The organism is Enterobacter sp. BNK-16 (genome assembly GCF_048684955.1).
Classification (GTDB): Bacteria; Pseudomonadota; Gammaproteobacteria; order Enterobacterales; family Enterobacteriaceae; genus Enterobacter; species Enterobacter bugandensis.
The window spans coordinates 1,363,501-1,389,413 of record NZ_JBLQTQ010000001.1 but is presented as its reverse complement, the minus strand read 5'-3'; the positions used below and the strand labels follow the sequence as shown (position 1 = coordinate 1,389,413).

21 protein-coding genes, 3 rRNA genes and 1 riboswitch are annotated in these 25,913 nt (G+C 56.3%); of the genes, 12 read left to right on the top strand and 12 right to left on the bottom strand.

Annotation, left to right across the window (positions count from 1 at the left end; all coding sequences use genetic code 11):
* Window positions 1–39 precede the first annotated feature (39 nt).
* The 6 genes from aceA to ACMGGH_RS06635 all read right to left on the bottom strand — a co-directional run bounded on the left by aceA (window position 40) and on the right by ACMGGH_RS06635 (window position 9,179).
* A complete protein-coding gene (gene aceA / locus ACMGGH_RS06660; RefSeq protein ID WP_028015114.1) occupies window positions 40–1,344 on the bottom strand; it encodes an isocitrate lyase in 1,305 nt (434 codons plus the stop codon).
* Between the two features lie 31 nt (window positions 1,345–1,375).
* On the bottom strand, window positions 1,376–2,977 hold the full coding sequence (gene aceB / locus ACMGGH_RS06655; RefSeq protein WP_232949022.1) for a malate synthase A: 1,602 nt from the start codon (window positions 2,975–2,977) through the stop codon (window positions 1,376–1,378).
* 270 nt (window positions 2,978–3,247) lie between these two features.
* Window positions 3,248–4,177 carry a homoserine O-acetyltransferase MetA gene (gene metA, locus ACMGGH_RS06650; protein WP_045631510.1) on the bottom strand — a complete coding sequence of 310 codons (930 nt, stop codon included), beginning with the start codon at window positions 4,175–4,177 and terminating at the stop codon, window positions 3,248–3,250.
* Between the two features lie 176 nt (window positions 4,178–4,353).
* A 5S ribosomal RNA gene (gene rrf, locus ACMGGH_RS06645) occupies window positions 4,354–4,469 on the bottom strand.
* Between the two features lie 67 nt (window positions 4,470–4,536).
* Window positions 4,537–7,440 (bottom strand): 23S ribosomal RNA (locus tag ACMGGH_RS06640).
* Between the two features lie 199 nt (window positions 7,441–7,639).
* Window positions 7,640–9,179: ribosomal RNA gene (locus ACMGGH_RS06635) — 16S ribosomal RNA — on the bottom strand.
* Together the 16S, 23S and 5S rRNA genes form the textbook arrangement of a ribosomal RNA operon.
* A gap of 562 nt (window positions 9,180–9,741) precedes the next feature.
* Between ACMGGH_RS06635 and purH the strand changes: the two genes are divergently transcribed.
* Both purH and purD read left to right on the top strand, forming a co-directional pair.
* Window positions 9,742–11,331: a bifunctional phosphoribosylaminoimidazolecarboxamide formyltransferase/IMP cyclohydrolase gene (gene purH / locus ACMGGH_RS06630; protein WP_232949171.1), complete on the top strand. Its 1,590-nt coding sequence runs from the start codon at window positions 9,742–9,744 to the stop codon at window positions 11,329–11,331.
* 15 nt (window positions 11,332–11,346) lie between these two features.
* Entirely contained in the window at window positions 11,347–12,639 is a 1,293-nt protein-coding gene (gene purD, locus ACMGGH_RS06625; protein ID WP_232949170.1) for a phosphoribosylamine--glycine ligase, read from the top strand.
* A gap of 47 nt (window positions 12,640–12,686) precedes the next feature.
* Here the strand turns inward: purD and ACMGGH_RS06620 are convergent, their stop codons facing one another.
* From ACMGGH_RS06620 to nudC, 6 genes are all read right to left on the bottom strand, one after another.
* Window positions 12,687–13,379: a DUF1481 domain-containing protein gene (locus ACMGGH_RS06620; RefSeq protein WP_232949172.1), complete on the bottom strand. Its 693-nt coding sequence runs from the start codon at window positions 13,377–13,379 to the stop codon at window positions 12,687–12,689.
* Between the two features lie 11 nt (window positions 13,380–13,390).
* Window positions 13,391–13,663 (bottom strand): nucleoid-associated protein HU-alpha, encoded by a 273-nt coding sequence (gene hupA, locus ACMGGH_RS06615; RefSeq protein WP_002445246.1) that lies wholly within the window; start codon window positions 13,661–13,663, stop codon window positions 13,391–13,393.
* 186 nt (window positions 13,664–13,849) lie between these two features.
* Window positions 13,850–14,440, bottom strand: coding sequence for a YjaG family protein (locus tag ACMGGH_RS06610; RefSeq protein ID WP_022646712.1), 591 nt, complete (start codon window positions 14,438–14,440; stop codon window positions 13,850–13,852).
* Window positions 14,441–14,481: 41 nt separating this feature from the next.
* Window positions 14,482–15,153, bottom strand: coding sequence for a deoxyribonuclease V (gene nfi / locus ACMGGH_RS06605; RefSeq protein WP_010425928.1), 672 nt, complete (start codon window positions 15,151–15,153; stop codon window positions 14,482–14,484).
* 9 nt (window positions 15,154–15,162) lie between these two features.
* Window positions 15,163–16,227 (bottom strand): uroporphyrinogen decarboxylase, encoded by a 1,065-nt coding sequence (gene hemE / locus ACMGGH_RS06600; protein WP_010425930.1) that lies wholly within the window; start codon window positions 16,225–16,227, stop codon window positions 15,163–15,165.
* A gap of 38 nt (window positions 16,228–16,265) precedes the next feature.
* On the bottom strand, window positions 16,266–17,039 hold the full coding sequence (gene nudC, locus ACMGGH_RS06595; RefSeq protein WP_045630297.1) for an NAD(+) diphosphatase: 774 nt from the start codon (window positions 17,037–17,039) through the stop codon (window positions 16,266–16,268).
* 95 nt (window positions 17,040–17,134) lie between these two features.
* Here nudC and ACMGGH_RS06590 point away from each other — a divergent pair, with 95 nt between their 5' ends.
* The 10 genes from ACMGGH_RS06590 to ACMGGH_RS06545 all read left to right on the top strand — a co-directional run bounded on the left by ACMGGH_RS06590 (window position 17,135) and on the right by ACMGGH_RS06545 (window position 25,885).
* The gene (locus tag ACMGGH_RS06590) at window positions 17,135–17,632 is read left to right on the top strand and encodes an Rsd/AlgQ family anti-sigma factor (protein WP_028015105.1); all 498 of its coding nucleotides are present in this window, start codon (window positions 17,135–17,137) and stop codon (window positions 17,630–17,632) included.
* 54 nt (window positions 17,633–17,686) lie between these two features.
* Window positions 17,687–17,796: riboswitch (TPP riboswitch) on the top strand.
* Between the two features lie 79 nt (window positions 17,797–17,875).
* A complete protein-coding gene (thiC, locus tag ACMGGH_RS06585; RefSeq protein ID WP_232949169.1) occupies window positions 17,876–19,771 on the top strand; it encodes a phosphomethylpyrimidine synthase ThiC in 1,896 nt (631 codons plus the stop codon).
* Complete coding sequence (gene thiE, locus ACMGGH_RS06580) at window positions 19,771–20,406, top strand: thiamine phosphate synthase (RefSeq protein ID WP_059357737.1); 636 nt, start codon at window positions 19,771–19,773, stop codon at window positions 20,404–20,406. Before thiC ends, thiE begins: the two co-directional genes overlap by 1 nt.
* Entirely contained in the window at window positions 20,399–21,154 is a 756-nt protein-coding gene (locus ACMGGH_RS06575; RefSeq protein ID WP_028015102.1) for a HesA/MoeB/ThiF family protein, read from the top strand. The genes thiE and ACMGGH_RS06575 overlap by 8 nt, the downstream gene beginning before the upstream one ends.
* Window positions 21,138–21,338, top strand: a complete 201-nt coding sequence (gene thiS, locus ACMGGH_RS06570) for a sulfur carrier protein ThiS (protein ID WP_232949168.1) — start codon at window positions 21,138–21,140, stop codon at window positions 21,336–21,338. Before ACMGGH_RS06575 ends, thiS begins: the two co-directional genes overlap by 17 nt.
* A 1-nt stretch (window position 21,339) precedes the next feature.
* Window positions 21,340–22,110 carry a thiazole synthase gene (gene thiG, locus ACMGGH_RS06565; protein ID WP_232949167.1) on the top strand — a complete coding sequence of 257 codons (771 nt, stop codon included), beginning with the start codon at window positions 21,340–21,342 and terminating at the stop codon, window positions 22,108–22,110.
* Window positions 22,107–23,234: a 2-iminoacetate synthase ThiH gene (gene thiH / locus ACMGGH_RS06560; RefSeq protein WP_232949166.1), complete on the top strand. Its 1,128-nt coding sequence runs from the start codon at window positions 22,107–22,109 to the stop codon at window positions 23,232–23,234. Before thiG ends, thiH begins: the two co-directional genes overlap by 4 nt.
* Window positions 23,235–23,571: 337 nt before the next feature.
* The gene (locus ACMGGH_RS06555) at window positions 23,572–25,113 is read left to right on the top strand and encodes a sensor domain-containing diguanylate cyclase (RefSeq protein WP_232949165.1); all 1,542 of its coding nucleotides are present in this window, start codon (window positions 23,572–23,574) and stop codon (window positions 25,111–25,113) included.
* Window positions 25,114–25,259: 146 nt separating this feature from the next.
* On the top strand, window positions 25,260–25,568 hold the full coding sequence (locus ACMGGH_RS06550; protein WP_010425948.1) for a PTS sugar transporter subunit IIB: 309 nt from the start codon (window positions 25,260–25,262) through the stop codon (window positions 25,566–25,568).
* Complete coding sequence (locus tag ACMGGH_RS06545; protein ID WP_008503455.1) at window positions 25,568–25,885, top strand: PTS lactose/cellobiose transporter subunit IIA; 318 nt, start codon at window positions 25,568–25,570, stop codon at window positions 25,883–25,885. The genes ACMGGH_RS06550 and ACMGGH_RS06545 overlap by 1 nt, the downstream gene beginning before the upstream one ends.
* Window positions 25,886–25,913: the final 28 nt, after the last annotated feature.

Sequence of the window (25,913 nt, the reverse complement as noted above, 5' to 3'; positions counted from 1 at the left end):
CACCCCATCCCTCTCCCCGGAGGGGAGAGGGGGAAAAGTTTAGAACTGTGCTTCTTCGGTTGACCCCGTTAAGGCGGTAACGGATGAGGCGCCTCCCTGGATGATGGTCGTCACGTTATCAAAGTAGCCCGTCCCCACTTCCTGCTGGTGAGAAACAAAGGTATAGCCGTCTTTACCAGCGGCAAACTCCGGCTGCTGCACCTTCTCAACGTAGTGCTTCATGCCCTCCCCCTGCGCGTAAGCGTGCGCCAGGTCGAACATGTTGAACCACATGCTGTGGATGCCTGCCAGAGTGATGAACTGGTACTTGTAGCCCATATCCGACAGCTGCTGCTGGAAGCTGGCGATGGTTTTGTCATCCAGCTTTTTCTGCCAGTTGAAGGACGGCGAACAGTTGTAGGCCAGCAGTTTGCCCGGGTATTTCGCATGAATCGCATCGGCAAAGCGCTTCGCCAGCGCCAGATCCGGCGTGGACGTTTCACACCAGACCAGGTCGGCGTAAGGGGCATAGGCCAGGCCGCGGCTGATGGCCTGTTCGATACCGGCATGCGTGCGATAGAACCCCTCGCTGGTGCGCTCGCCGGTAATAAATTCGCTATCGTACGGATCGCAGTCAGAGGTAATCAGGTCCGCCGCATCCGCATCGGTACGGGCAATCACCAGCGTCGGCACGCCGAGCACGTCAGCAGCCAGACGCGCGGCAACCAGCTTCTGAATCGCTTCCTGGGTCGGGACGAGAACTTTTCCGCCCATATGCCCGCACTTCTTCACCGACGCAAGCTGGTCTTCGAAGTGAACGGCCGCTGCACCGGCCTCAATCATCGATTTCATCAGTTCGAAGGCGTTCAGCACGCCGCCGAAGCCCGCTTCCGCATCCGCCACGATCGGCAGGAAGTAATCAATAAAACGCGGATCGTTGGGCTCAATGCCTGCGGCCCACTGGATCTGATCCGCGCGGCGGAAGGTATTGTTGATCCGATCCACCACCGACGGTACCGAGTTGGCCGGATAAAGAGATTGATCCGGATACATGCTGGAGGCCAGGTTGGCGTCCGCCGCGACCTGCCAGCCGGAAAGGTAAATGGCTTCTATGCCGGCCTTCGCCTGCTGCAATGCCTGACCGCCGGTCAGCGCACCGAGGCTGTTGATATAACCCTTTTTGGAGCCACCGTGCAGCAGCTTCCACATTTTCGCCGCACCGTTCTGTGCCAGCGTGCATTCCGGGTTGACCGAGCCGCGTAATTTCACCACGTCCTCCGCGCTGTAAGGACGGCGGATGCCTTCCCAGCGCGGTTGAGTCCACTCTTTCTTTAATTCTTCGATTTGTTGGGTACGGGTTTTCATGTGCAGATGCTCCATATTGTTATGTGGTGAGTTACGCCAGGAAGCGGTAGCCCGGCAGGGTCAGGAAGTCGATTAAGTCATCTGATGTGGTGATTTGCTCCATCAGGCGCGCTGCGTCGTCAAAGCGTCCGCTGCTGAAGCGGTGTTCGCCCAGCTCGTCCTGGATGACCCGCATCTCTTCGGCCAGCATCTGACGGAATAGGGCTTTGGTGACCGGCTTGCCGTTGCTGAGCGTTTTTTGATGGTGGATCCACTGCCAGATAGAGGTGCGCGAAATTTCCGCCGTGGCAGCATCTTCCATCAGGCCGTAGATAGGCACGCAGCCGTTGCCGGAGATCCACGCTTCGATGTACTGGACCGCGACGCGAATATTGGCACGCATCCCCTCTTCCGTCCGCTCGCCCGCGCACGGTGCCAGCAGGTGTTCTTCAGCCGTTGGGGCATCGTCCTCGCGCGTGACAAACAGCTGGTTTTTGTTGTCGCCCAGCACGCGGTTAAAGACTTCCATCGCCGTATCGGCCAGGCCGGGGTGCGCGATCCACGTACCGTCGTGGCCGTTACGCGCTTCCAGCTCTTTGTCGGCTTTCACCTTGTTGAGCACCTGATTGTTTCGCTCAGCATCTTTGCTCGGGATAAACGCCGCCATGCCGCCCATCGCAAACGCCCCGCGTTTGTGGCAGGTCTTGATCAGCAGGCGCGAATAGGCGCTGAGGAACGGTTTATCCATGGTGACAACCTGACGATCCGGCAATACCCGGTCGGCATGGTTTTTCAGCGTCTTGATGTAGCTGAAGATGTAATCCCAGCGACCGCAGTTCAGGCCCACAATATGGTCACGCAGCGCATGTAGGATCTCATGCATCTGGAATACGGCAGGCAGGGTTTCAATCAGCAGCGTGGCTTTAATGGTGCCGCGCGGCAGGCTGAAGCGGTCTTCTGCGTAGCTGAATACTTCACTCCACCACGCCGCTTCCTGCCAGGACTGGGTTTTCGGCAGATAGAAATAGGGGCCGCTGCCTTTCGCCAGCAGGCTTTTGTGGTTGTGGAAGAAGTAGAGCGCAAAGTCGAACAGGCTGCCCGGGATCGCTTCTCCGCGCCAGGTGACGTGTTTTTCAGGCAGATGCAGACCTCGTACGCGACAGATCAGCACCGCCGGATTCGGTTTGAGCTGGTAGATTTTCCCGGCTTCGTTGGTGTAGCTGATGGTGCCGTTGACGGCATCGCGCAGGTTGATCTGCCCGTCGATAACTTTGTTCCAGTCCGGGGCCAGCGAGTCTTCAAAATCGGCCATAAAGACTTTAACGTTGGCGTTCATGGCGTTGATCACCATTTTGCGCTCTACCGGACCAGTGATCTCAACGCGACGATCCTGTAAATCTTCAGGAATGCCGCGGATTTTCCACTCACCACGACGAATGGAAGCAGTTTCCGAAATAAATCCTGGCAACTTGCCGTTATCGATTTCCTGCTGTTGGTGAATGCGTGCCGCCAGCAGCTTATTGCGCTGCGGCGTAAAGCGGGTCACCAGCTCAGTCAGAAACTCTACCGCTTCGGCCGTCAAAACCTGCTGTTCTTGCTCACCATTCGGCTGGGTAAAGGTCAATTCATCGACCGTGGTTGCCTGTTGAGTCATCGTTCTGCTCCTCATCAAAGATCCAAAATCACGCCCCCAATGCGAACGAAAGATCGTTGTGTAGTTTTCGCTCAGCAGAATTAAGACTATCTATAATTTTTCCAAAATCAAAAACAATTTCCATTTTAATTTTAATTACAACGCAACATGATGATTAATATGGAGTTAAAGTTTCCTGGCATGTTGAACGGGATTTCGGAAATAAAAAAGGCACCCGAAGGTGCCTGATCTGAATAGCTGAAACGCTTTAGGATCGTTTAATGCAGACGATTACTCCAGCGTCGGATTCATGTGGCGAAGATCGTACGGCGTAATCTGGTAGACGTAATAGTTGAGCCAGTTAGTGAACAGCAGATTTCCGTGGCTGCGCCAGGTGGCCCTTGGTTTGTTTTGCGGATCGTTTTTCGGGAAATAGTTGTACGGGATATCCGGATTAAGACCCGCTTCGACATCACGGAAATACTCTGATGCGAGAGTATCGGGATCATACTCAGGATGGCCGGTAACGAACGCGATACGTTTGTCTTTACTGGCAAACAGGTAGGCATCCCCGTCTTCCGTTTCGGCCAGGATCTCCAGATCGGTGTAATCACGAATCAGCTGGGCCGGAAAATCGGCGTAGCGGGAATGCGGGGCCAGGAAGGTGTCATCAAAACCACGCGTCAGCAGCGCGTGTGGATGAAGAATGTGGTGTTCGTATACGCCGGAGAGCTTTTGAGTGCGGGTTTGCTTGGGAATACCGTAGAGAATGTTGAGTGCGGCCTGTACCGCCCAGCAGACAAACAGCGTTGACGTGACGTGATCTTTTGCCCATTCCAGCACCTGTTTGATCTGCGGCCAGTAAGCAACATCGTTAAATTCAACCAGACCGAGCGGCGCGCCTGTCACAATCAGTCCGTCGAAGTTTTCCCCCCGAATATCTTCGAAGTTACAGTAGAAGTTATTCAGATGCTCAGAGGGCGTGTTACGTGACTCGCGGGCATCAATACGCAGCAGTTGAATATCGACCTGCAGCGGGGAGTTCGACAGCAGACGCAGAAACTGATTCTCCGTCTCAATCTTTTTCGGCATCAGGTTGAGGATGAGAACCTTCAGCGGGCGAATTTCCTGACCTGTCGCGCGTGAAGCCGTCATCACGAAGACGTTCTCTTCACGTAAGAAATTGACGGCTGGTAGCTCGTCCTGCACCCGAATCGGCATAACCTTACTTCCTCACAATATACGTATAAACGTTTAGACATCCAGACAGCTAACGATACCCAGAAATGGTATGAATGTCGAGCCTGCAAGTCGAAGGTGAGAAAGTTTCAGGAAGAGGGAGAAAAACAAAAGCAAAAAACCCCGCACCTTACGGTACGGGGTTCTTCTTGATTGATGCCTGGCAGTTCCCTACTCTCACATGGGGAGACCCCACACTACCATCGGCGCTACGGCGTTTCACTTCTGAGTTCGGCATGGGGTCAGGTGGGACCACCGCGCTAAAGCCGCCAGGCAAATTCTGTTAATCTGTATCAGGCTGAAAATCGTCTCTCTCACCGCCAAAACACCTTCGGCGTTGTAAGGTTAAGCCTCACGGTTCATTAGTACCGGTTAGCTCAACGCATCGCTGCGCTTACACACCCGGCCTATCAACGTCGTCGTCTTCAACGTTCCTTCAGGAGACTTATAGTCTCAGGGAGAACTCATCTCGGGGCAAGTTTCGTGCTTAGATGCTTTCAGCACTTATCTCTTCCGCATTTAGCTACCGGGCAGTGCCATTGGCATGACAACCCGAACACCAGTGATGCGTCCACTCCGGTCCTCTCGTACTAGGAGCAGCCCCCCTCAATTCTCCAGCGCCCACGGCAGATAGGGACCGAACTGTCTCACGACGTTCTAAACCCAGCTCGCGTACCACTTTAAATGGCGAACAGCCATACCCTTGGGACCTACTTCAGCCCCAGGATGTGATGAGCCGACATCGAGGTGCCAAACACCGCCGTCGATATGAACTCTTGGGCGGTATCAGCCTGTTATCCCCGGAGTACCTTTTATCCGTTGAGCGATGGCCCTTCCATTCAGAACCACCGGATCACTATGACCTGCTTTCGCACCTGCTCGAGCCGTCACTCTCGCAGTCAAGCTAGCTTATGCCATTGCACTAACCTCCTGATGTCCGACCAGGATTAGCTAACCTTCGTGCTCCTCCGTTACTCTTTGGGAGGAGACCGCCCCAGTCAAACTACCCACCAGACACTGTCCGCAACCCGGATTACGGGTCCACGTTAGAACACCAGCCATTAAAGGGTGGTATTTCAAGGACGGCTCCACGCAGACTGGCGTCCACGCTTCAAAGCCTCCCACCTATCCTACACATCAAGGACCAGTGTTCAGTGTCAAGCTATAGTAAAGGTTCACGGGGTCTTTCCGTCTTGCCGCGGGTACACTGCATCTTCACAGCGAGTTCAATTTCACTGAGTCTCGGGTGGAGACAGCCTGGCCATCATTACGCCATTCGTGCAGGTCGGAACTTACCCGACAAGGAATTTCGCTACCTTAGGACCGTTATAGTTACGGCCGCCGTTTACCGGGGCTTCGATCAAGAGCTTCGCGTTGCCGCTAACCCCATCAATTAACCTTCCGGCACCGGGCAGGCGTCACACCGTATACGTCCACTTTCGTGTTTGCACAGTGCTGTGTTTTTAATAAACAGTTGCAGCCAGCTGGTATCTTCGACTGATTTCAGCTCCGCCCGCAGGGGCTTCACCTACATATCAGCGTGCCTTCTCCCGAAGTTACGGCACCATTTTGCCTAGTTCCTTCACCCGAGTTCTCTCAAGCGCCTTGGTATTCTCTACCTGACCACCTGTGTCGGTTTGGGGTACGATTTCGTGTTACCTGATGCTTAGAGGCTTTTCCTGGAAGCAGGGCATTTATCACTTCAGCACCGTAGTGCCTCGTCATCACGCCTCAGTGTTAAAGTGAACCGGATTTGCCTGGAACACACACCTACACGCTTAAACCGGGACAACCGTCGCCCGGCTGACATAGCCTTCTCCGTCCCCCCTTCGCAGTAACACCAAGTACAGGAATATTAACCTGTTTCCCATCGACTACGCCTTTCGGCCTCGCCTTAGGGGTCGACTCACCCTGCCCCGATTAACGTTGGACAGGAACCCTTGGTCTTCCGGCGAGCGGGCTTTTCACCCGCTTTATCGTTACTTATGTCAGCATTCGCACTTCTGATACCTCCAGCATGCCTCACAGCACACCTTCAACGGCTTACAGAACGCTCCCCTACCCAACAACACATAGTGTCGCTGCCGCAGCTTCGGTGCATGGTTTAGCCCCGTTACATCTTCCGCGCAGGCCGACTCGACCAGTGAGCTATTACGCTTTCTTTAAATGATGGCTGCTTCTAAGCCAACATCCTGGCTGTCTGTGCCTTCCCACATCGTTTCCCACTTAACCATGACTTTGGGACCTTAGCTGGCGGTCTGGGTTGTTTCCCTCTTCACGACGGACGTTAGCACCCGCCGTGTGTCTCCCGTGATAACATTCTTCGGTATTCGTAGTTTGCATCGGGTTGGTAAGCCGGGATGGCCCCCTAGCCGAAACAGTGCTCTACCCCCGAAGATGAGTTCACGAGGCGCTACCTAAATAGCTTTCGGGGAGAACCAGCTATCTCCCGGTTTGATTGGCCTTTCACCCCCAGCCACAGGTCATCCGCTAATTTTTCAACATTAGTCGGTTCGGTCCTCCAGTTAGTGTTACCCAACCTTCAACCTGCCCATGGCTAGATCACCGGGTTTCGGGTCTATACCCTGCAACTTAACGCCCAGTTAAGACTCGGTTTCCCTTCGGCTCCCCTATACGGTTAACCTTGCTACAGAATATAAGTCGCTGACCCATTATACAAAAGGTACGCAGTCACACCACGAAGGTGCTCCCACTGCTTGTACGTACACGGTTTCAGGTTCTTTTTCACTCCCCTCGCCGGGGTTCTTTTCGCCTTTCCCTCACGGTACTGGTTCACTATCGGTCAGTCAGGAGTATTTAGCCTTGGAGGATGGTCCCCCCATATTCAGACAGGATACCACGTGTCCCGCCCTACTCTTCGAGTTCACAACCTGTGCATTTTCGTGTACGGGACTGTCACCCTGTACCGTGCGACTTTCCAGACGCTTCCACTAACACACAAGCTGATTCAGACTCCGGGCTGCTCCCCGTTCGCTCGCCGCTACTGGGGGAATCTCGGTTGATTTCTTTTCCTCGGGGTACTTAGATGTTTCAGTTCCCCCGGTTCGCCTCGTTAACCTATGTATTCAGTTAACGATAGTGTGTCGAAACACACTGGGTTTCCCCATTCGGACATCGACGGGTCAAAGGTTCATATCACCTCGCCGTCGCTTTTCGCAGATTAGCACGTCCTTCATCGCCTCTGACTGCCAGGGCATCCACCGTGTACGCTTAGTCGCTTAACCTCACAACCCGAAGATGTTTCACTTCTGATTGCGAAAATTTGAGAGACTCGAACACACCATTAAAGATGTGTCGTTTCAATTTTCAGCTTGATCCAGATTTTTAAAGAGCAAAACTTCTTAATGCACTCAAAAGTACATTCAGAAGTTCATCATTCATCAGACAATCTGTGTGAGCACTGCAAAGGCAGGTTCTTTAAGGTAAGGAGGTGATCCAACCGCAGGTTCCCCTACGGTTACCTTGTTACGACTTCACCCCAGTCATGAATCACAAAGTGGTAAGCGCCCTCCCGAAGGTTAAGCTACCTACTTCTTTTGCAACCCACTCCCATGGTGTGACGGGCGGTGTGTACAAGGCCCGGGAACGTATTCACCGTGGCATTCTGATCCACGATTACTAGCGATTCCGACTTCATGGAGTCGAGTTGCAGACTCCAATCCGGACTACGACGCACTTTATGAGGTCCGCTTGCTCTCGCGAGGTCGCTTCTCTTTGTATGCGCCATTGTAGCACGTGTGTAGCCCTACTCGTAAGGGCCATGATGACTTGACGTCATCCCCACCTTCCTCCAGTTTATCACTGGCAGTCTCCTTTGAGTTCCCGGCCGGACCGCTGGCAACAAAGGATAAGGGTTGCGCTCGTTGCGGGACTTAACCCAACATTTCACAACACGAGCTGACGACAGCCATGCAGCACCTGTCTCAGAGTTCCCGAAGGCACCAAAGCATCTCTGCTAAGTTCTCTGGATGTCAAGAGTAGGTAAGGTTCTTCGCGTTGCATCGAATTAAACCACATGCTCCACCGCTTGTGCGGGCCCCCGTCAATTCATTTGAGTTTTAACCTTGCGGCCGTACTCCCCAGGCGGTCGACTTAACGCGTTAGCTCCGGAAGCCACGCCTCAAGGGCACAACCTCCAAGTCGACATCGTTTACGGCGTGGACTACCAGGGTATCTAATCCTGTTTGCTCCCCACGCTTTCGCACCTGAGCGTCAGTCTTTGTCCAGGGGGCCGCCTTCGCCACCGGTATTCCTCCAGATCTCTACGCATTTCACCGCTACACCTGGAATTCTACCCCCCTCTACAAGACTCTAGCCTGCCAGTTTCGAATGCAGTTCCCAGGTTGAGCCCGGGGATTTCACATCCGACTTGACAGACCGCCTGCGTGCGCTTTACGCCCAGTAATTCCGATTAACGCTTGCACCCTCCGTATTACCGCGGCTGCTGGCACGGAGTTAGCCGGTGCTTCTTCTGCGGGTAACGTCAATTGCTGAGGTTATTAACCTCAACACCTTCCTCCCCGCTGAAAGTACTTTACAACCCGAAGGCCTTCTTCATACACGCGGCATGGCTGCATCAGGCTTGCGCCCATTGTGCAATATTCCCCACTGCTGCCTCCCGTAGGAGTCTGGACCGTGTCTCAGTTCCAGTGTGGCTGGTCATCCTCTCAGACCAGCTAGGGATCGTCGCCTAGGTGAGCCGTTACCCCACCTACTAGCTAATCCCATCTGGGCACATCTGATGGCAAGAGGCCCGAAGGTCCCCCTCTTTGGTCTTGCGACGTTATGCGGTATTAGCTACCGTTTCCAGTAGTTATCCCCCTCCATCAGGCAGTTTCCCAGACATTACTCACCCGTCCGCCACTCGTCACCCGAGAGCAAGCTCTCTGTGCTACCGTTCGACTTGCATGTGTTAGGCCTGCCGCCAGCGTTCAATCTGAGCCATGATCAAACTCTTCAATTTAAGTTTGATGCTCGTGAATTAAACTTCGTAATGAATTACGTATGTTCACTCAGAGACTTGGTATTCATTTTTCGTCCGAGGACGTTAAGAATCCATGTCACTTTGAGTGCCCACACAGATTGTCTGATAAATTGTTAAAGAGCAGTTGCAACGCGGCTTTCAGCTCACCGTTGCGAGGTGGCGTATATTACGCTTTCCTCTTTCAGAGTCAACCCGTTATTTCAGGATTTTTTCTCTTCAACCGACCGGGTTAACTGTGAAGTGATTCACATCCGCCGTGTCGATGGAGGCGCATTATAGGGAGTTCTCCGCGGGCCGCAACCGCTAAATGACAGAAAAATGACTGACTGCTGCATTCCCCAGCAAAACCCCGCCTTATACCCTTTTACACACAGAGTTATCCACAGTGCTTCGAAAAAGTGAAAATATGCGAGCGTTGCGCAAACGTTTTCGTTAAAATGCTCGCGCTTAACAAGGAGGCCTCGTCAGGTGTGTTAGATGAGTTTTTCGCTGGAAAATTCATCTAACGCTCTCTGTAATCGTGAAATCCAGGGGATTTACCATGCAACAACGTCGTCCAGTCCGCCGCGCTCTGCTCAGTGTTTCTGATAAAGCCGGTATCGTTGAATTCGCTCAGGCACTTTCCGCACGCGGTGTGGAGCTGCTTTCTACAGGCGGTACCGCTCGCCTGTTAGCAGATAAAGGTCTGCCGGTAACCGAAGTGTCCGACTACACCGGTTTCCCGGAAATGATGGATGGACGCGTCAAAACCCTGCATCCGAAAGTGCACGGCGGCATTCTGGGCCGTCGCGGTCAGGACGACGGCATTATGGAACAGCATGATATCGCGCCTATCGATATGGTTGTTGTTAACCTCTACCCGTTTGCCCAGACCGTCGCCCGCGAAGGCTGCTCTCTGGAAGATGCGGTTGAGAATATTGATATTGGCGGCCCAACCATGGTGCGCTCCGCGGCGAAGAACCATAAAGATGTGGCCATCGTGGTGAAGAGCAGCGACTACAGCGCCATTATTAATGAGATGGATGCTAACGACGGCTCCCTCACTCTCGAAACCCGCTTCGACCTTGCGATTAAGGCGTTCGAACACACCGCCGCGTACGACAGCATGATTGCCAACTACTTCGGTAGCCTGGTTCCTGCCTACCACGGTGAAAGCAAAGATCCTTCTGGCCGCTTCCCGCGCACCCTGAACCTGAACTTCATTAAGAAGCAGGATATGCGTTACGGTGAGAACAGCCACCAGCAGGCTGCCTTCTATATAGAAGAAGAGGTCAAGGAAGCCTCCGTTGCGACCGCACAGCAGGTTCAGGGCAAAGCCCTTTCCTATAACAACATTGCCGACACCGACGCCGCACTGGAATGCGTGAAAGAGTTCAGCGAGCCGGCCTGCGTTATCGTCAAGCACGCCAACCCGTGCGGCGTTGCGGTAAGCACCTCTATTCTGGATGCCTACGATCGCGCCTACAAAACCGACCCGACCTCCGCATTCGGCGGCATTATTGCCTTCAACCGCGAGCTGGATGCTGAGACCGCGCAGGCCATTATCTCCCGCCAGTTTGTCGAAGTGATCATCGCGCCATCCGCGTCCGAAGAAGCGCTGAAAATCACCTCGGCGAAACAGAACGTGCGCGTACTGGTTTGCGGCCAGTGGGCGGAGCGCTTGCCGGGCCTGGACTTCAAGCGCGTGAATGGCGGTCTGCTGGTTCAGGATCGCGATTTGGGTATGGTGACAGAAGCCGACCTGCGCGTGGTGACCAAACGTCAGCCGACCGAACAGGAGCTGCGCGACGCGCTGTTCTGCTGGAAAGTGGCGAAGTTCGTGAAGTCTAACGCCATTGTCTACGCCAAAGAGAACATGACCATCGGGATAGGCGCAGGCCAGATGAGCCGCGTTTACTCTGCGAAAATTGCCGGTATCAAAGCAGGCGACGAAGGCCTGGAAGTGAAAGGCTCCGCCATGGCCTCTGACGCCTTCTTCCCGTTCCGTGACGGTATCGACGCTGCGGCTGCGGTGGGCATCACCTGTGTGATCCAGCCTGGCGGCTCTATCCGCGACGACGAGGTGATTGCCGCTGCCGACGAACACGGCATCGCAATGATCTTCACCGACATGCGCCACTTCCGCCATTAATTCCCGGAGCAGAAAATGAAAGTATTAGTGATTGGTAACGGCGGGCGCGAGCACGCGCTGGCGTGGAAAGCGGCGCAGTCTCCGCAGGTTAAAACCGTCTTCGTGGCACCGGGCAACGCCGGTACCGCACTGGAACCCGCGCTGCAGAACGTGGCTATCGGCGTGACCGATATCCCGGCGCTGCTGAGCTTTGCCCAGAGCGAGAACATCGATCTGACCATCGTGGGCCCGGAAGCGCCGCTGGTGATTGGCGTCGTAGACGCCTTCCGCGCCGCTGGCCTGAAAATCTTCGGCCCAACGGAAGGTGCCGCACAGCTGGAAGGCTCAAAAGCCTTCACCAAAGATTTCCTCGCGCGTCATAACATTCCGACGGCGGAGTATCAGAACTTCACCGACGTCGAGCCCGCGCTGGCTTACCTGCGTGAAAAAGGCGCGCCGATTGTCATCAAAGCCGACGGTCTGGCCGCCGGGAAAGGCGTTATCGTGGCGATGACGCTCGAAGAAGCCGAAGCGGCCGTTCAGGATATGCTGGCAGGCAACGCCTTTGGCGACGCGGGCCACCGCATCGTGATCGAAGAGTTCCTCGACGGCGAAGAGGCGAGCTTTATCGTGATGGTCGACGGCGAGCACGTTCTGCCGATGGCCACCAGCCAGGATCACAAGCGCGTGGGCAATGGCGATACCGGCCCCAACACCGGCGGGATGGGCGCTTACTCCCCTGCGCCCGTTGTTACCGATGAGGTGCATCAGCGCACCATGGACCGCATCATCTGGCCTACCGTGAAGGGCATGGCGGCGGAAGGCAATACCTACACCGGCTTCCTCTACGCGGGCCTGATGATTGACAAGCAGGGTAACCCGAAGGTGATTGAATTCAACTGCCGCTTTGGCGATCCGGAAACCCAGCCGATCATGCTGCGCATGAAATCCGACCTGGTGGATCTGTGCCTGGCGGCCTGCGAAGGCAAGCTGGACGAGAAAACCTCAGAGTGGGACGAGCGTGCGTCTCTGGGCGTGGTGATTGCTGCGGGTGGCTATCCGGGGAACTACAGCACCGGAGATGAGATCCACGGCCTGCCGCTGGAAGAGATTGACGGCGCGAAGGTGTTCCATGCCGGTACGAAGCTGGCTGACGACGACCGCGTGCTGACCAACGGCGGCCGCGTGCTGTGTGCGACCGCGCTGGGTCAGACCGTGGCAGAAGCGCAGAAACGCGCCTATGCGCTAATGGCGGATATTCACTGGAACGGCAGCTTCAGCCGTCAGGATATCGGTTATCGTGCCATTGCGCGGGAGCAGGGAGAGTAATTTCCCCCTCACCCTAACCCTCTCCCTCAAGGGAGAGGGAACTTAAATCAAAAACTTTTCTCTGTCGGCTGCCAGTTGCAGAAGTCTTCGTTCGCCACCAGCAGCAGCTGAGAGCCTTCCGGCGCCTCAAGCCACGCCACGCTCACTTCCATAGACGAATGCCGCTGACGGCGCTGAATGTGTTCGGTTGCCCAGGATTCAAGCTCAGGCTTTACGGTCTGCCCTTCGCAGGTGGTCACCGTGCCATCGGCATGCCAGCGCCCCTGGCGCAGCACCACGCGGCCCTGACGCAGCGCGTCGCTGGTCTGACGGAGCTGTTCGGCGCGGTAGCGGTAAAGGGCGACCTGATCGCTGGAAAGCTGCTGTTTCAACCCGCTGACTTCATGCTGCATAAAGCTCAGCTCGCCGTGGTCGTCGAAACGCACCTTCACGTGTTCAGGGGTCTTGCTGTAGATGTTCAGTTCAATCAGCGATAGCGCATCGCCCTGCCAGCGGTACTCTGCGGTCGAGGTGTTGCCGTTATGCCACGGGCTGAACGCGGTAAGCATATGGACTTCATCGCTGGAATCTTTGCGCCAGATCCTGACCGCGCCCTGGTTGTCAGCGTAGCCGCTGGCGGTAAACGGGGGGAGTGAGGAGTCATGGCTACAGGCAGACAGCAACAGTACGCCTGCCAGCGCGAGCGTGCCACGCCAGAATGACAAAAGGGGCGTTGCCGCCCCTTCGTTAAAACTGTTCACTGCCACGCGTCTTACTTAACTGCGTCTTTCAGTGCTTTACCAGAAACAAATGCCGGCACGTTAGCTGCGGCGATTTTGATTTCTTTACCGGTCTGCGGGTTGCGGCCAGTACGCTCAGCGCGGTGGTTCACTTTGAAGGTACCGAAACCAACCAGTTGTACAGCATCGCCTTCTTTCAGAGACTCAGTAATAGCAGCCAGGGTAGATTCCAGAGCAGCTTTAGCCTGCACTTTAGACAGATCAGCCTTGTCCGCAATTACATCAATCAGTTGAGTCTTGTTCATAAGTTATCCTTTCAATGTGTTTATCGCTTGCTAAGCATCGAGTGCGACGAAAATGCCAAAAAAGCACTCTCCTGCATACACGCACCGATAGCCACTTTTTTTCGCCCCCCAAATGTAGACCAGACGGGGGGCAGAAGGGAAGAGTCGAGGTGCGACAAAACAGGCGTTAAATCACGTTTTGTTGTCTCATTGGTTAAAAATTATACCAATATTGCTCTCACCGGCCTCACGTAGGTCCGCGCGCAGCCCTTTGATCAGCTCAATATCACGCTCTTCACACTCTGCCAGCAGGCGGAAAATCTCCCACTGAATATCCCATTCCTGTTCAACCGCCGGGTTAGCACGTAGCTCTTCGTCGGTCATTTCACGGCCTTCCTGCGTCATTTCCAGCATCGCGACGGTCGTGATGGATGCCTTACTGACTTCAATGGCGTGCTCCAGCGTTTCACCGCTCAGACGGGAGTGGATCAGCTCGCTCAACGCCACGCAAGCGTCGATAGCCGGATAAACGCCGTACAGGTCGTAATCGTCCGCCGCCGGGATCGCCTCTTCCAGCTTTTCGAGCTGTGAATCGAAGTTCACCTTTGCGTCTTTCACCGTCAGCGTCTCCCAGATCAAATCCAGGATACGTCGATAAATCTGGCCTTCGCCAAACTCCGTTTGCTTACAGAACGCGGCATAGTTGGGATACATGCGCTCGCACAGGCAAGCCATAAACGTCACGTGCTGCCAGCTTTCCAGCTTCTCAAGGCGCAGATGAATCGGGTTTTGTAACATGATGATGTCTCGAATCGAAAATTAGCCGCAGTTTACCTGAATCACGGCTGAATTTCCTGCCAACGAATGAATGCCGGACGTGAAGAGGCAACGGCGTCAGCCCAGCGGGTTGGCTCCGGTAACCGGTAGCCCTTCATGCAGCGCTGCACCCACGCCAGCGCGCTGTCCATGCTCACCCGATGCCCGGTGGCGATAAACAGCGGATTACAGCGCGCTTTACTGCGCCAGACCCACGCCAACTGCTCGCCTTTATGGATAAGCGGCGCCAGCGCGCCCGGTTCGGCAGAGAGCGGCTCAAACGCGCCGCACAGGCGTTTTTTCGCCACGCCGATGGTCGGCACGTCCACCAGCAGACCAAAGTGGCTGGCGACGCCTAAGCGACGCGGATGGGAGATACCGTGCCCGTCAACAAACAGGAGGTCAGGTTTTTGCGAGAGTTGCTCCCACGCGGCCAGCAGCGCCGGGTATTCGCGGAAGGAGAGAAAGCCGGGAATATAGGGCATGGTGGTGGCGATACGCGCCACCTTGTACTCCACCAGCTCCAGCGACGGGTATTTCAGCACCACCATCGCCGCCCGCGTCACTTCACCGCCCTGCTCGAACCCGACGTCCGCCCCGCCAATGTACTGCGGGGGATCCTTATCCAGACGATCCTCGCGGATCACTGATGAAGCCAGTTCGATTTGCTGAGCGCGTAGCGACGCGAGATCCATAACCACTCCTTACTTGTGATACTGGGCAGAAAGCCGATGCACCGCCTCCACAAATACGCCTGCGTGTTCAGGCGGCACATCCTGATGAATGCCGTGGCCGAGGTTAAAGACGTGGCCTTCACCCTGGCCGAAACCAGACAGTATAGTCGACACTTCCTCTTCGATACGGGCAGGCTGAGCATAGAGCATGGACGGGTCCATGTTGCCCTGTAGCGCCACTTTGTCGCCCACGCGACGGCGCGCATCGGCAATATCGGTGGTCCAGTCGAGGCCCAGCGCGTCGCAGCCGGTTGCCGCCATCGCTTCCAGCCACTGGCCGCCACCTTTGGTGAACAGCGTCACCGGCACACGGCGACCTTCGTTTTCACGCAGCAGGCCGTCAACGATTTTGTGCATGTAGTACAGGGAGAACTGCTGATAATCACGTCCGGTCAGCACGCCGCCCCAGGTGTCGAAAATCATCACCGACTGCGCGCCCGCTTTAATCTGCGCGTTGAGGTAGAGCGTAACGCTCTTCGCCAGCTTGTCGAGCAGCGCATGCAGCGCCAGCGGTTCGGCGTACATCATCTTTTTAATCATGGTGAAGGCTTTGCTGCTGCCGCCTTCAACCATGTAGGTGGCCAGCGTCCACGGGCTGCCGGAGAACCCAATCAGCGGCACTTCGCCTTTCAGCTCGCGGCGAATGGTGCGCACGGCGTTCATCACGTAGCCCAGTTCGCCTTCCGGATCGGGGATCGGCAGCTTATCGACGTCGGCTTTGCTTTTGATCGGCGAGGTAAAGCGCGGGCCCTCGCCGGTTTCGAAATAGAGCCCCAGGCCCATCGCGTCCGGAATGGTAAGAATGTCCGAAAAGAGAATGGCGGCATCCAGCGGGAAGCGGCGCAGCGGCTGGAGCGTCACCTCACAGGCCAGCTCGGCGTTTTTGCACAGCGACATAAAATCGCCCGCCTGCGCGCGCGTGGCTTTGTACTCTGGCAGATAGCGTCCCGCCTGGCGCATCATCCACACCGGGGTGACATCAACGGGCTGGCGCAGCAGCGCACGCAGATAACGATCGTTCTTCAGTTCGGTCATTTTGCAGTTCCTTATTGCGTCAGTCCGTCAGTGTAACACTACTCATACTCGGCCCGACACATTGCCACGGTATCTTCTATCAGGCGACGCGCCACCGTTCCCGGAGGGGGTAACAGCGGTAAATTGTCGTAGCGGTACCAGTTCGCCTCCAGCAGCTCTTTCTGGTCGATAACAATCTCGCCGCTGTCATATTCCGCCATAAACGCGGTCATCAGAGACATCGGGAACGGCCACGGCTGGGAGGTCACGTAGCGCAGGTTCTTCACCTTGATGCTGCTCTCCTCCATCACCTCGCGCGCCACCGCCTGCTCCAGCGTTTCGCCGACTTCGACGAACCCGGCGAGGACGGTATGAATGCCGTTGCGATGACGGGTATGCTGCGCCAGCAGGATGGAATCATCACGGCGGATGGCGACGATGATGCACGGCGCGATTTGGGGGTAGTAGCGTTCACGGCAGTGGCCGCAGAGCAGCGCCCATTCGGTTTTGCTTGGGTGCATGGTGTGGCCGCAGTAACCGCAATATTTGTGCGAACGGTAAAACTCCGCCAGCTGTACGCCGCGCCCCGCCAGCTGGAACAGGCCGACGTCCAGATCTAACACCTGACGTACGGATCCCATATCCTGACGGCGCGCCTGTTGGATCAACCACACGGGATCGCCCTGCCACTCGCCGATCTTCAGCGCGGGCTGGCCCACCAGATCGAACGTTTCCGCGGCACCGTAGGGCAACTCTCCTGAGGGCAGCCATAATTTTTGTTCGTGGCTGACGATCCACCAACCCAGATCTGATTTTTCAATAATACGATCCATATCTATTGCACTACCTTCGCTTCACTGACATGTTGTTAGCATTGTGGTTACATTTTGGATAAGCAGATCCCATTCTAAACCTTATGGAGTCGACCATGTTAAACCAGCTGGAAAGCCTGACTGAGCGCGTTGGAGGAAGTAACACCCTGGTGGATCGCTGGCTACATGTGCGCAAGCATCTCCTTGTGGCGTATTACAATCTGGTCGGTCTTAAGCCTGGCAAAGAATCCTTTATGCGGCTGAACGAAAAAGCGCTGGATGATTTTTGTCAGAGCCTTGTCGACTACCTCTCCGACGGCCATTTCAACATTTATGAACGCATTATCCGCGAAATGGAAGGGACAACGCCGTATTTAGCGGCCAGCAAACTCTGTCCGCAGCTGGAAGCCAATACCCAGCAGATCATGGACTATTACGATTCCACGCTCGAGAACGCCATCGATCACGATAACTATCTTGAGTTCCAGCAGGCGCTGTCCGACCTGGGCGAAGCGCTGGAAGAGCGATTCACGCTGGAAGATAAGCTCATCGCCCTCGTACTGGATAACAACCTGAATATCAGCAGCAGCGATAACGTTGCGCGCCCTGCTTGAGTTCTTAACCGTTAACGAGTAATTTACAACCAGTCGCCCCTCTGCGGAGGGGGATTTTTCTTGTCGGAGTGCCCAGTGTGTAAGCACGGGCTGAGACCGTTAATTCGGGATCCGCGGAACCTGATCAGGTTAATACCTGCGAAGGGAACAAGAGTCACGCTGCTGTTGTATCGCCCCTGGGGCGATCTCCTCTTGCTTCATCCGTCGTCTGACAAGCCATGTCCTTCACTTCTGGAATGAGCTATGTCTACAACAAAACTGACCCGCCGCGAACAGCGTGCACAGGCCCAACACTTCATCGACACCCTGGAAGGCACCGCTTTCCCGAACTCGAAACGCATCTACATCACCGGTTCACAGGCCGATATCCGCGTCCCGATGCGCGAAATCCAGCTCAGCCCGACGCTTATCGGCGGCAGCAAAGAAAACCCCCAGTATGAAGACAACGAAGCCGTGCCGGTATACGACACCTCCGGCCCGTACGGTGATCCTTCTGTCGCCATCAACGTGCAGCAGGGTCTGGCAAAGCTGCGCCAGCCGTGGATTGACGCGCGTAACGACTGCGAAGAGCTGAGCGTGCGCAGCTCTGCGTACACCAAAGAACGCCTGGCCGACGACGGTCTGGACGAGCTGCGCTTTACCGGCCTGCTGACGCCAAAACGCGCCAGAGCGGGCAAGTGCGTAACCCAGCTGCACTACGCGCGCCAGGGTATCGTCACGCCGGAGATGGAGTTCATCGCCATCCGCGAAAACATGGGCCGCGAGCGCATCCGCAGCGAAATATTGCGCCACCAGCATCCGGGTGAAGGCTTTGGCGCTCGCCTGCCGGAGAACATCACGCCGGAGTTTGTGCGTGACGAAGTGGCCGCCGGGCGCGCGATTATCCCCGCCAACATCAACCACCCGGAATCGGAGCCGATGATTATCGGCCGCAACTTCCTGGTGAAGGTCAACGCCAACATCGGCAACTCGGCGGTGACGTCATCCATCGAAGAAGAGGTGGAAAAGCTGGTCTGGTCCACACGCTGGGGCGCGGACACGGTGATGGACCTCTCCACTGGCCGCTACATCCACGAAACCCGCGAGTGGATCTTGCGTAACAGCCCGGTGCCGATTGGCACCGTCCCGATTTATCAGGCGCTGGAGAAGGTCAACGGCATCGCCGAAAACCTCACCTGGGAAGCGTTTCGCGACACGCTGCTGGAGCAGGCGGAACAGGGCGTGGACTACTTCACCATTCACGCGGGCGTGCTGCTGCGCTACGTGCCGATGACGGCGAAACGTCTGACCGGCATCGTCTCGCGGGGTGGCTCCATCATGGCGAAGTGGTGCCTGTCCCATCATCAGGAAAACTTCCTCTACGAGCACTTCCGCGAGATCTGCGAAATCTGCGCCGCGTACGACGTCTCCCTGTCGCTGGGCGACGGCCTGCGTCCGGGCTCCATCCGCGATGCCAACGACGAAGCGCAGTTTGCCGAGCTGCACACCCTGGGCGAGCTGACCAAAATCGCCTGGGAGTATGACGTGCAGGTGATGATTGAAGGCCCGGGCCACGTGCCGATGCAGATGATACGCCGCAACATGACCGAGGAGCTGGAGCACTGCCACGAAGCGCCGTTCTACACTCTGGGGCCATTGACCACGGACATCGCACCGGGCTACGACCACTTCACCTCCGGGATTGGCGCGGCGATGATCGGCTGGTTTGGCTGCGCCATGCTCTGCTACGTGACGCCGAAAGAGCATCTCGGCCTGCCCAACAAAGAGGACGTAAAGCAGGGACTGATTACCTATAAAATTGCCGCCCACGCGGCGGATCTGGCGAAAGGCCATCCGGGCGCGCAAATCCGCGATAACGCAATGTCCAAAGCGCGCTTTGAATTCCGCTGGGAAGACCAGTTCAACCTGGCGCTGGATCCGTTCACCGCCCGCGCCTATCACGACGAAACCCTGCCCCAGGAGTCGGGCAAGGTGGCGCACTTCTGTTCCATGTGCGGGCCAAAATTCTGCTCGATGAAAATCAGCCAGGAGGTGCGGGATTACGCCGCCGCACAGACCATTGAAGTCGGTATGGCGGACATGTCGGAAACCTTCCGCGCCAGAGGCGGCGAAATTTACCTCAAAAAAGAGGAGGCGTAATGTACAAGCCCGATTTCCCCTCCGTGCCCTTTCGCTTAGGGCTTTACCCGGTGGTGGACAGCGTGGAGTGGATCGAACGCCTGCTGGAGGCCGGCGTTCGCACCCTCCAGCTGCGCATCAAAGATAAGCGTGATGAAGAGGTGGAGGCCGACGTCGCCGCCGCCATCGCGCTGGGGCATCGCTACACTGCTCGCCTGTTTATCAACGACTACTGGCGGCTGGCCGTTAAGCACCGGGCGTACGGCGTGCATTTGGGCCAGGAGGATCTGGAAACCACCGATCTGAACGCCATTCGCCAGGCTGGCCTGCGCCTTGGCGTTTCAACACACGATGATATGGAAATCGACGTGGCGCTGGCGGCCCGCCCCTCCTACATCGCCCTCGGTCACGTTTTCCCGACGCAAACCAAGCAGATGCCTTCTGCCCCGCAGGGTCTGACGCAGCTGGCGAGCCACGTTAAGCGCCTTGCCGATTATCCGACCGTCGCCATCGGTGGAATCAGCCTTGAACGCGCCCCGGCGGTGCTGGAGACCGGCGTCGGCAGTATCGCCGTCGTCAGCGCTATCACCCAGGCGGCAGACTGGCGGTCCGCCACCGCGCAGCTTTTACAGCTGGCAGGAGCAGGCGATGAATGACCGCGATTTTATGCGCTACAGCCGCCAGATCCTGCTGGAGGATATCGCCATTGACGGGCAGCAAAAGCTGCTCGCCAGCCGGGTACTGATTGTCGGCCTGGGCGGATTAGGCGCGCCCGCCGCGCTGTATCTGGCCGGTGCGGGCGTGGGCACGCTGGTGCTGGCCGATGACGACGAGGTGCACCTCAGCAACCTGCAACGGCAAATCCTCTTCACGACTGAAGATGTTAACCAGCCTAAAGCGCAGATCACCCGGCAGCGGCTTAACCAGCTTAATCCGGATATCGAACTGATTGCGCTCCAGACGCGGCTTAGCGGAGACGAGCTGCAACGTGAAGTTGCCCTTGCCGACGCGGTGCTGGACTGCACGGACAACATGGCGACGCGTCAGGCCATCAACGCGGCCTGTGTTGCACAGAACACGCCGCTGATCACCGCCAGCGCGGTCGGTTTCGGCGGGCAGATAATGGTGCTTACGCCGCCGTGGGCGCAGGGCTGTTACCGCTGCCTGTGGCCGGACGAGGCTGAACCGGAGCGTAACTGCCGCACGGCAGGCATTCTTGGCCCGGTGGTGGGCGTGATGGGTACCCTTCAGGCACTGGAGGCTATCAAGCTGCTCAGCGGCATGGAGACGGAACGCAACACGCTCCGGCTGTTCGACGCCCGCTCCAGCGGCTGGCGCCATCTGGCACTACACCGCGCCAGCCACTGCCCGGTATGCGGAGGCCACGATGCGCATTCTGTTTAACGATGAGCCGTTGACGTGCGACGACGGTCTCACCGTTGCCGTCCTGCTCGACAAATTGCGCCAGCTCAAGCCGGGAACGGCGCTGGCGCTCAATCAACAGATCCTGCCGCGCGAGCAGTGGGAACTTCAGCAGGTCAATGAAGGCGACCAGATCCTGCTGTTTCAGGTTATCGCAGGGGGCTGAGATGTTACGTATTGCTGATAAAGTCTTTGATTCACATCTGTTTACCGGAACCGGCAAATTCGCCTCGCCGCAGCTGATGGTGGATGCTATTCGTGAAAGCGGCAGCCAGCTGGTGACGCTGGCGATGAAGCGCGTGGATCTGCGCCAGCACAACGATGCCATACTTGCGCCGCTCCTGGAGGCAGGCGTGACGCTGCTGCCCAACACCTCCGGCGCGAAAACGGCCGAGGAGGCAATTTTCGCCGCACAGCTGGCGCGGGAAGCGCTCGGCACCTGCTGGCTGAAGCTGGAAATTCACCCGGATGCCCGCTGGCTGCTGCCCGACCCGATCGAGACCCTGAAAGCCGCAGAAAAGCTGGTGCAGCAGGGGTTTACCGTTCTGCCTTACTGCGGCGCGGATCCCGTGCTGTGTAAGCGTCTGGAAGAGGTCGGCTGCGCCGCCGTCATGCCGCTGGGGGCGCCCATTGGCTCCAATCAGGGGCTGGAGACCCGCGCGATGCTGGAGATCATCATCGAGCAGGCGACCGTGCCGGTGGTGGTGGATGCGGGGATCGGCGTGCCCAGCCATGCCGCGCAGGCGCTGGAAATGGGTGCCGACGCGGTGCTGGTGAATACCGCCATTGCGGTGGCCGACGACCCGGTCATGATGGCGCGTGCGTTTCGTCTCGCCGTGGAGGCTGGCGTACTGGCCAGAGAGTCCGGCCCCGGCTCGCGCAGTTTTCAGGCACAGGCCACCAGCCCGCTGACCGGCTTTCTGGAGGCACTCTCATGAGCACGTTTACCGAGCGCTGGCGCGAGCTTAACTGGGACGATATTGCCCTGCGCATTAACAGCAAAACGACTGTTGACGTGGAGCGCGCGCTGAATGCCCGTCAGCTGACCCGCGAGGATCTGATGGCCCTGCTCTCCCCGGCGGCCAGCGCCTATCTTGAACCAATGGCGCAGCGCGCCCAGCGCCTCACCCGGCAGCGGTTTGGCAATACGGTGAGCTTCTACGTCCCGCTCTATCTTTCGAACCTGTGCGCCAACGACTGTACCTACTGTGGTTTTTCCATGAGCAACCGCATCAAGCGGAAAACGCTCGATGAGCATGAGATCGCCCGCGAGTGTGCTGCTATTCGTGAAATGGGGTTCGACCATCTTCTGCTGGTCACGGGCGAGCATCAGGGGAAAGTGGGAATGGACTATTTCCGCCAGCATCTGCCTGCGATACGTCGGGAGTTTGCGTCGTTGCAGATGGAGGTTCAGCCCCTGTCGCAGGACGAGTATGCGGAGTTAAAAACGCTCGGGCTGGACGGCGTTATGGTCTATCAGGAAACCTACCACGAGGCGACGTACGCGCGGCATCACTTGAAAGGGAAGAAGCAGGATTTTTTCTTCCGGCTGGAAACGCCGGACAGGCTGGGCCGCGCCGGGATCGACAAAATCGGGCTGGGTGCGCTAATTGGGCTTTCCGACAGCTGGCGGGTAGATTGCTACATGGTGGCAGAACATCTGCTGTGGCTGCAACAGCACTACTGGCAGACCCGATACTCCATCTCCTTCCCACGCCTGCGCCCCTGCGCAGGCGGCATTGAACCGGCTTCGCTGATGGATGAACGCCAGCTGGTGCAGACCATCTGCGCGTTTCGCCTGCTCGCCCCGGAAGTGGAGTTATCGCTCTCAACGCGTGAATCCCCGGCGTTTCGCGATCGCGTCATCCCGCTGGCGATTAACAACGTCAGCGCGTTTTCCAAAACGCAGCCGGGCGGATATGCAGACGACCATCCGGAGCTTGAGCAGTTTGCACCGCATGACGGACGGCGTCCGGAAGCCGTTGCCACCGCCCTGACGGTACAGGGTTTACAGCCTGTCTGGAAAGACTGGGACAGCTGGCTGGGAAGAGCCTCGCAATGACGATGTAACGCACTGCAACACGGTAGAAAATTATCGAGGCGTTACGGAAAGGTAAAACCGGATGATTGTCAGCGATCGTCCGGTTTTTTATTGTCATCAGGTCAGCAACGGATGCTGACCAGGGCGAAAAGCTTCTTCCTCGTTTCGCCCTGCCTTCGATTCCGTGCATAAGAGGGGCGCAAAAGTATGGATAAGGAATTTCTTAGTGATTCTTAAGATAAATCATCTCGCCTGAAATCGTGTTCCGTATAATTCACCGCTAACCGCAGGACAGCGACTATGCTGAGAGGATATCGGCAGACGAAAAATATTCACCATCAGGATCGATGTACAACTCATGGCACTTCACAGCAAAAAGCTCTCTTTCACCCGACCCATTATGCTCAGCTTCGCGGGGATTCTGTGCAGTTTTGCGCTGATCGCGGTCGTGGTAACTCTTTCACAACGAAAGGATTTCCTTGAGGACTATCATAAGATTAATGGCAATTTCACCCATAACCTTGCGGTGAACTACACCGAGTCAATCCTGCGTGAAAACGACTATATCCTGGGCCGCTCCGCGATGTATTTTGCACGCGATGACAGGCTAAACGAGACCCTCAACGTCAACCCGACGCAAGGGCTGCAGATGATGATGCATTTGCAAAACCTGATGCCGACCGTGTCATCCATCTCGCTGGCAGACACGCAGGGACATTATCTGCGCGCGCCGGAAGTGCTCCAGACGGAAAAGAGTAAAACCTTCGATCCCCGGACGCGTCCGTGGTTTGTCGCCCATGCTGAAGCCAGTATATTCAGCCACTACACCCGTCCCTATATGGACTATTTCAACGGTCATCCGACGGTCACACTCTATAAACCGTTGATTTCACCAGAAGGTCGACTTAAAGGTACGATTGCGTTTCATCTCGACTTAACGTCAATGGGCTATACCCTGCGTCAGATGGTCGCCCCTGTTCAGGGGGAATTCTTCGTCGTCGAACGCGATGGCGCCGTCGTGCTGCACCCTGATACGGGCGTGCTTTTCAAACAGTACGTCAGCGAAGCGCTGATGGATAAAATGACCAGCGGCGAAGGCCACCTTTACGATAAGAAAACCGACGCCTGGTATTACTACTACTCATTTACCAATCCGGACTGGTTTGTCATTTACAGGGTCTCTGGCGCAACGCTTACCGATATCACCCGACACGAAACGACAATCGTAGGCTGGGGTTTCGCGCTGGCGGCCATCATTATCATTCTCTTCGGCCTCTATCTGCGTCATGCCTCGCGTACCGTGTTGATGACCATTATCAATGCGATCAAAACGGGCGATGTGAGCCAGGCGCCGCGTCTGGAAGCGATGCTGAGCCGCACCATTCAGTCCAATAAAGAGCGTGAGATGGCGTATGTTCGTCAGGCCACTCACGATGCGCTGACCGGCTGCAAAAACCGCCGTGCGTTCGATAACGATGTGGAGAAATTATTAAATGCCCACCACCCTTTCGCGATGGCGCTGGTTGATATTGATAACTTCAAGTCAATTAACGACACGTGGGGACACCTGAGCGGCGACATTGTCCTGCGTAACGTGGCGCGCGAGGGGATCCAGATAATGCAGCCCCACCACGTCTCGGTCTATCGCTACGGTGGTGAAGAGTTCGCGGTAATTTTCCAGGCCGAGCAGATCGCTGCCGCATTTTCATTGCTTGACGCATGGCGCACCGCCGTTGAAAGACGCGCATGGCGGGAAGAAAATCTGCACGTCACGTTCAGCGCGGGTCTGGGTGAATGGCACTTCGAACCGCTGGAACAATTTGTAGGTAGCGTTGATAACGCGCTCTACAGTGCTAAAAAGCAGGGAAAAAACCGTATTGTTCGCACTGCCGTCGGCTGACTTTCTCTCTTACTCGAAGAATTGTAACCGGTTTCAGAAAAATGCCGCTTTCTTTGTGATGCCTGACACACAATCGCGGTAAAGCGGTTGTTGAAGCTCTCTGCGCAGGATAATTATCAATAAACACATGTAGATCGAGGCTGATTATGAAGAACATCGTTTTATGCTGTGCAGCGGGAATGTCAACCAGCATGCTGGTTCAACGTATGAAAGATGCCGCGCAGAAAAAAGGGGTTGAAGTCACCATTAAAGCCGTTCCGGTTGCGGAGTTTAAAGACAATATCGCGACGGCCGACATCGTATTACTGGGGCCACAGGTCAAATACGAGCAGGCTAAACTGCAGGCACAGGCCGACCCGCTGGGCAAAAAGGTCGCGGTGATCGACATGATGGATTACGGCATGATGAAAGGCGATGCCGTACTGGAAAAAGCGCTTAAACTGCTGGAGTCATAATGGAAGACTTAGAAACCACAATCATGGAACTGCTGGTCAACGCCGGTGCGGCCCGCAGTGCGGCCCTGACGGCTCTGCAGATGGCGCGTAAAGGTGAGTTTGACGAAGCTGAAAAAGCGATGGAAGAATCCCGCGAATATGTGAAGCACGCGCATACGATCCAGACGCAGCTTATTGGACTTGACGAAGGGACCGGGAAACTGCCGGTTAATCTGATCACCGTTCATTCTCAGGACCACCTGATGAACGCGATGGTTATCCAGGATCTGGCGGGCGACATGATTGAGCTTTATCGACGCATCCCGCTAGTGAATTGAAGAAATGCAGATATAAAAAAACCCGCCG

What these genes read in the sequence shown, in the direction of transcription:
- ACMGGH_RS06590 (WP_028015105.1), top strand. Translation starts at nt 17,135, where the DNA reads ATGTTAAACCAGCTGGAAAGCCTGACTGAGCGCGTTGGAGGAAGTAAC.
- aceA (WP_028015114.1), bottom strand. Translation starts at nt 1,344, where the DNA reads ATGAAAACCCGTACCCAACAAATCGAAGAATTAAAGAAAGAGTGGACT.
- nfi (WP_010425928.1), bottom strand. Translation starts at nt 15,153, where the DNA reads ATGGATCTCGCGTCGCTACGCGCTCAGCAAATCGAACTGGCTTCATCA.
- ACMGGH_RS06550 (WP_010425948.1), top strand. Translation starts at nt 25,260, where the DNA reads ATGAAGAACATCGTTTTATGCTGTGCAGCGGGAATGTCAACCAGCATG.
- purD (WP_232949170.1), top strand. Translation starts at nt 11,347, where the DNA reads ATGAAAGTATTAGTGATTGGTAACGGCGGGCGCGAGCACGCGCTGGCG.
- hemE (WP_010425930.1), bottom strand. Translation starts at nt 16,227, where the DNA reads ATGACCGAACTGAAGAACGATCGTTATCTGCGTGCGCTGCTGCGCCAG.
- ACMGGH_RS06610 (WP_022646712.1), bottom strand. Translation starts at nt 14,440, where the DNA reads ATGTTACAAAACCCGATTCATCTGCGCCTTGAGAAGCTGGAAAGCTGG.
- thiH (WP_232949166.1), top strand. Translation starts at nt 22,107, where the DNA reads ATGAGCACGTTTACCGAGCGCTGGCGCGAGCTTAACTGGGACGATATT.
- hupA (WP_002445246.1), bottom strand. Translation starts at nt 13,663, where the DNA reads ATGAACAAGACTCAACTGATTGATGTAATTGCGGACAAGGCTGATCTG.
- aceB (WP_232949022.1), bottom strand. Translation starts at nt 2,977, where the DNA reads ATGACTCAACAGGCAACCACGGTCGATGAATTGACCTTTACCCAGCCG.
- thiE (WP_059357737.1), top strand. Translation starts at nt 19,771, where the DNA reads ATGTACAAGCCCGATTTCCCCTCCGTGCCCTTTCGCTTAGGGCTTTAC.
- purH (WP_232949171.1), top strand. Translation starts at nt 9,742, where the DNA reads ATGCAACAACGTCGTCCAGTCCGCCGCGCTCTGCTCAGTGTTTCTGAT.
- ACMGGH_RS06555 (WP_232949165.1), top strand. Translation starts at nt 23,572, where the DNA reads ATGGCACTTCACAGCAAAAAGCTCTCTTTCACCCGACCCATTATGCTC.
- ACMGGH_RS06545 (WP_008503455.1), top strand. Translation starts at nt 25,568, where the DNA reads ATGGAAGACTTAGAAACCACAATCATGGAACTGCTGGTCAACGCCGGT.
- thiS (WP_232949168.1), top strand. Translation starts at nt 21,138, where the DNA reads ATGCGCATTCTGTTTAACGATGAGCCGTTGACGTGCGACGACGGTCTC.
- thiC (WP_232949169.1), top strand. Translation starts at nt 17,876, where the DNA reads ATGTCTACAACAAAACTGACCCGCCGCGAACAGCGTGCACAGGCCCAA.
- metA (WP_045631510.1), bottom strand. Translation starts at nt 4,177, where the DNA reads ATGCCGATTCGGGTGCAGGACGAGCTACCAGCCGTCAATTTCTTACGT.
- ACMGGH_RS06575 (WP_028015102.1), top strand. Translation starts at nt 20,399, where the DNA reads ATGAATGACCGCGATTTTATGCGCTACAGCCGCCAGATCCTGCTGGAG.
- nudC (WP_045630297.1), bottom strand. Translation starts at nt 17,039, where the DNA reads ATGGATCGTATTATTGAAAAATCAGATCTGGGTTGGTGGATCGTCAGC.
- thiG (WP_232949167.1), top strand. Translation starts at nt 21,340, where the DNA reads ATGTTACGTATTGCTGATAAAGTCTTTGATTCACATCTGTTTACCGGA.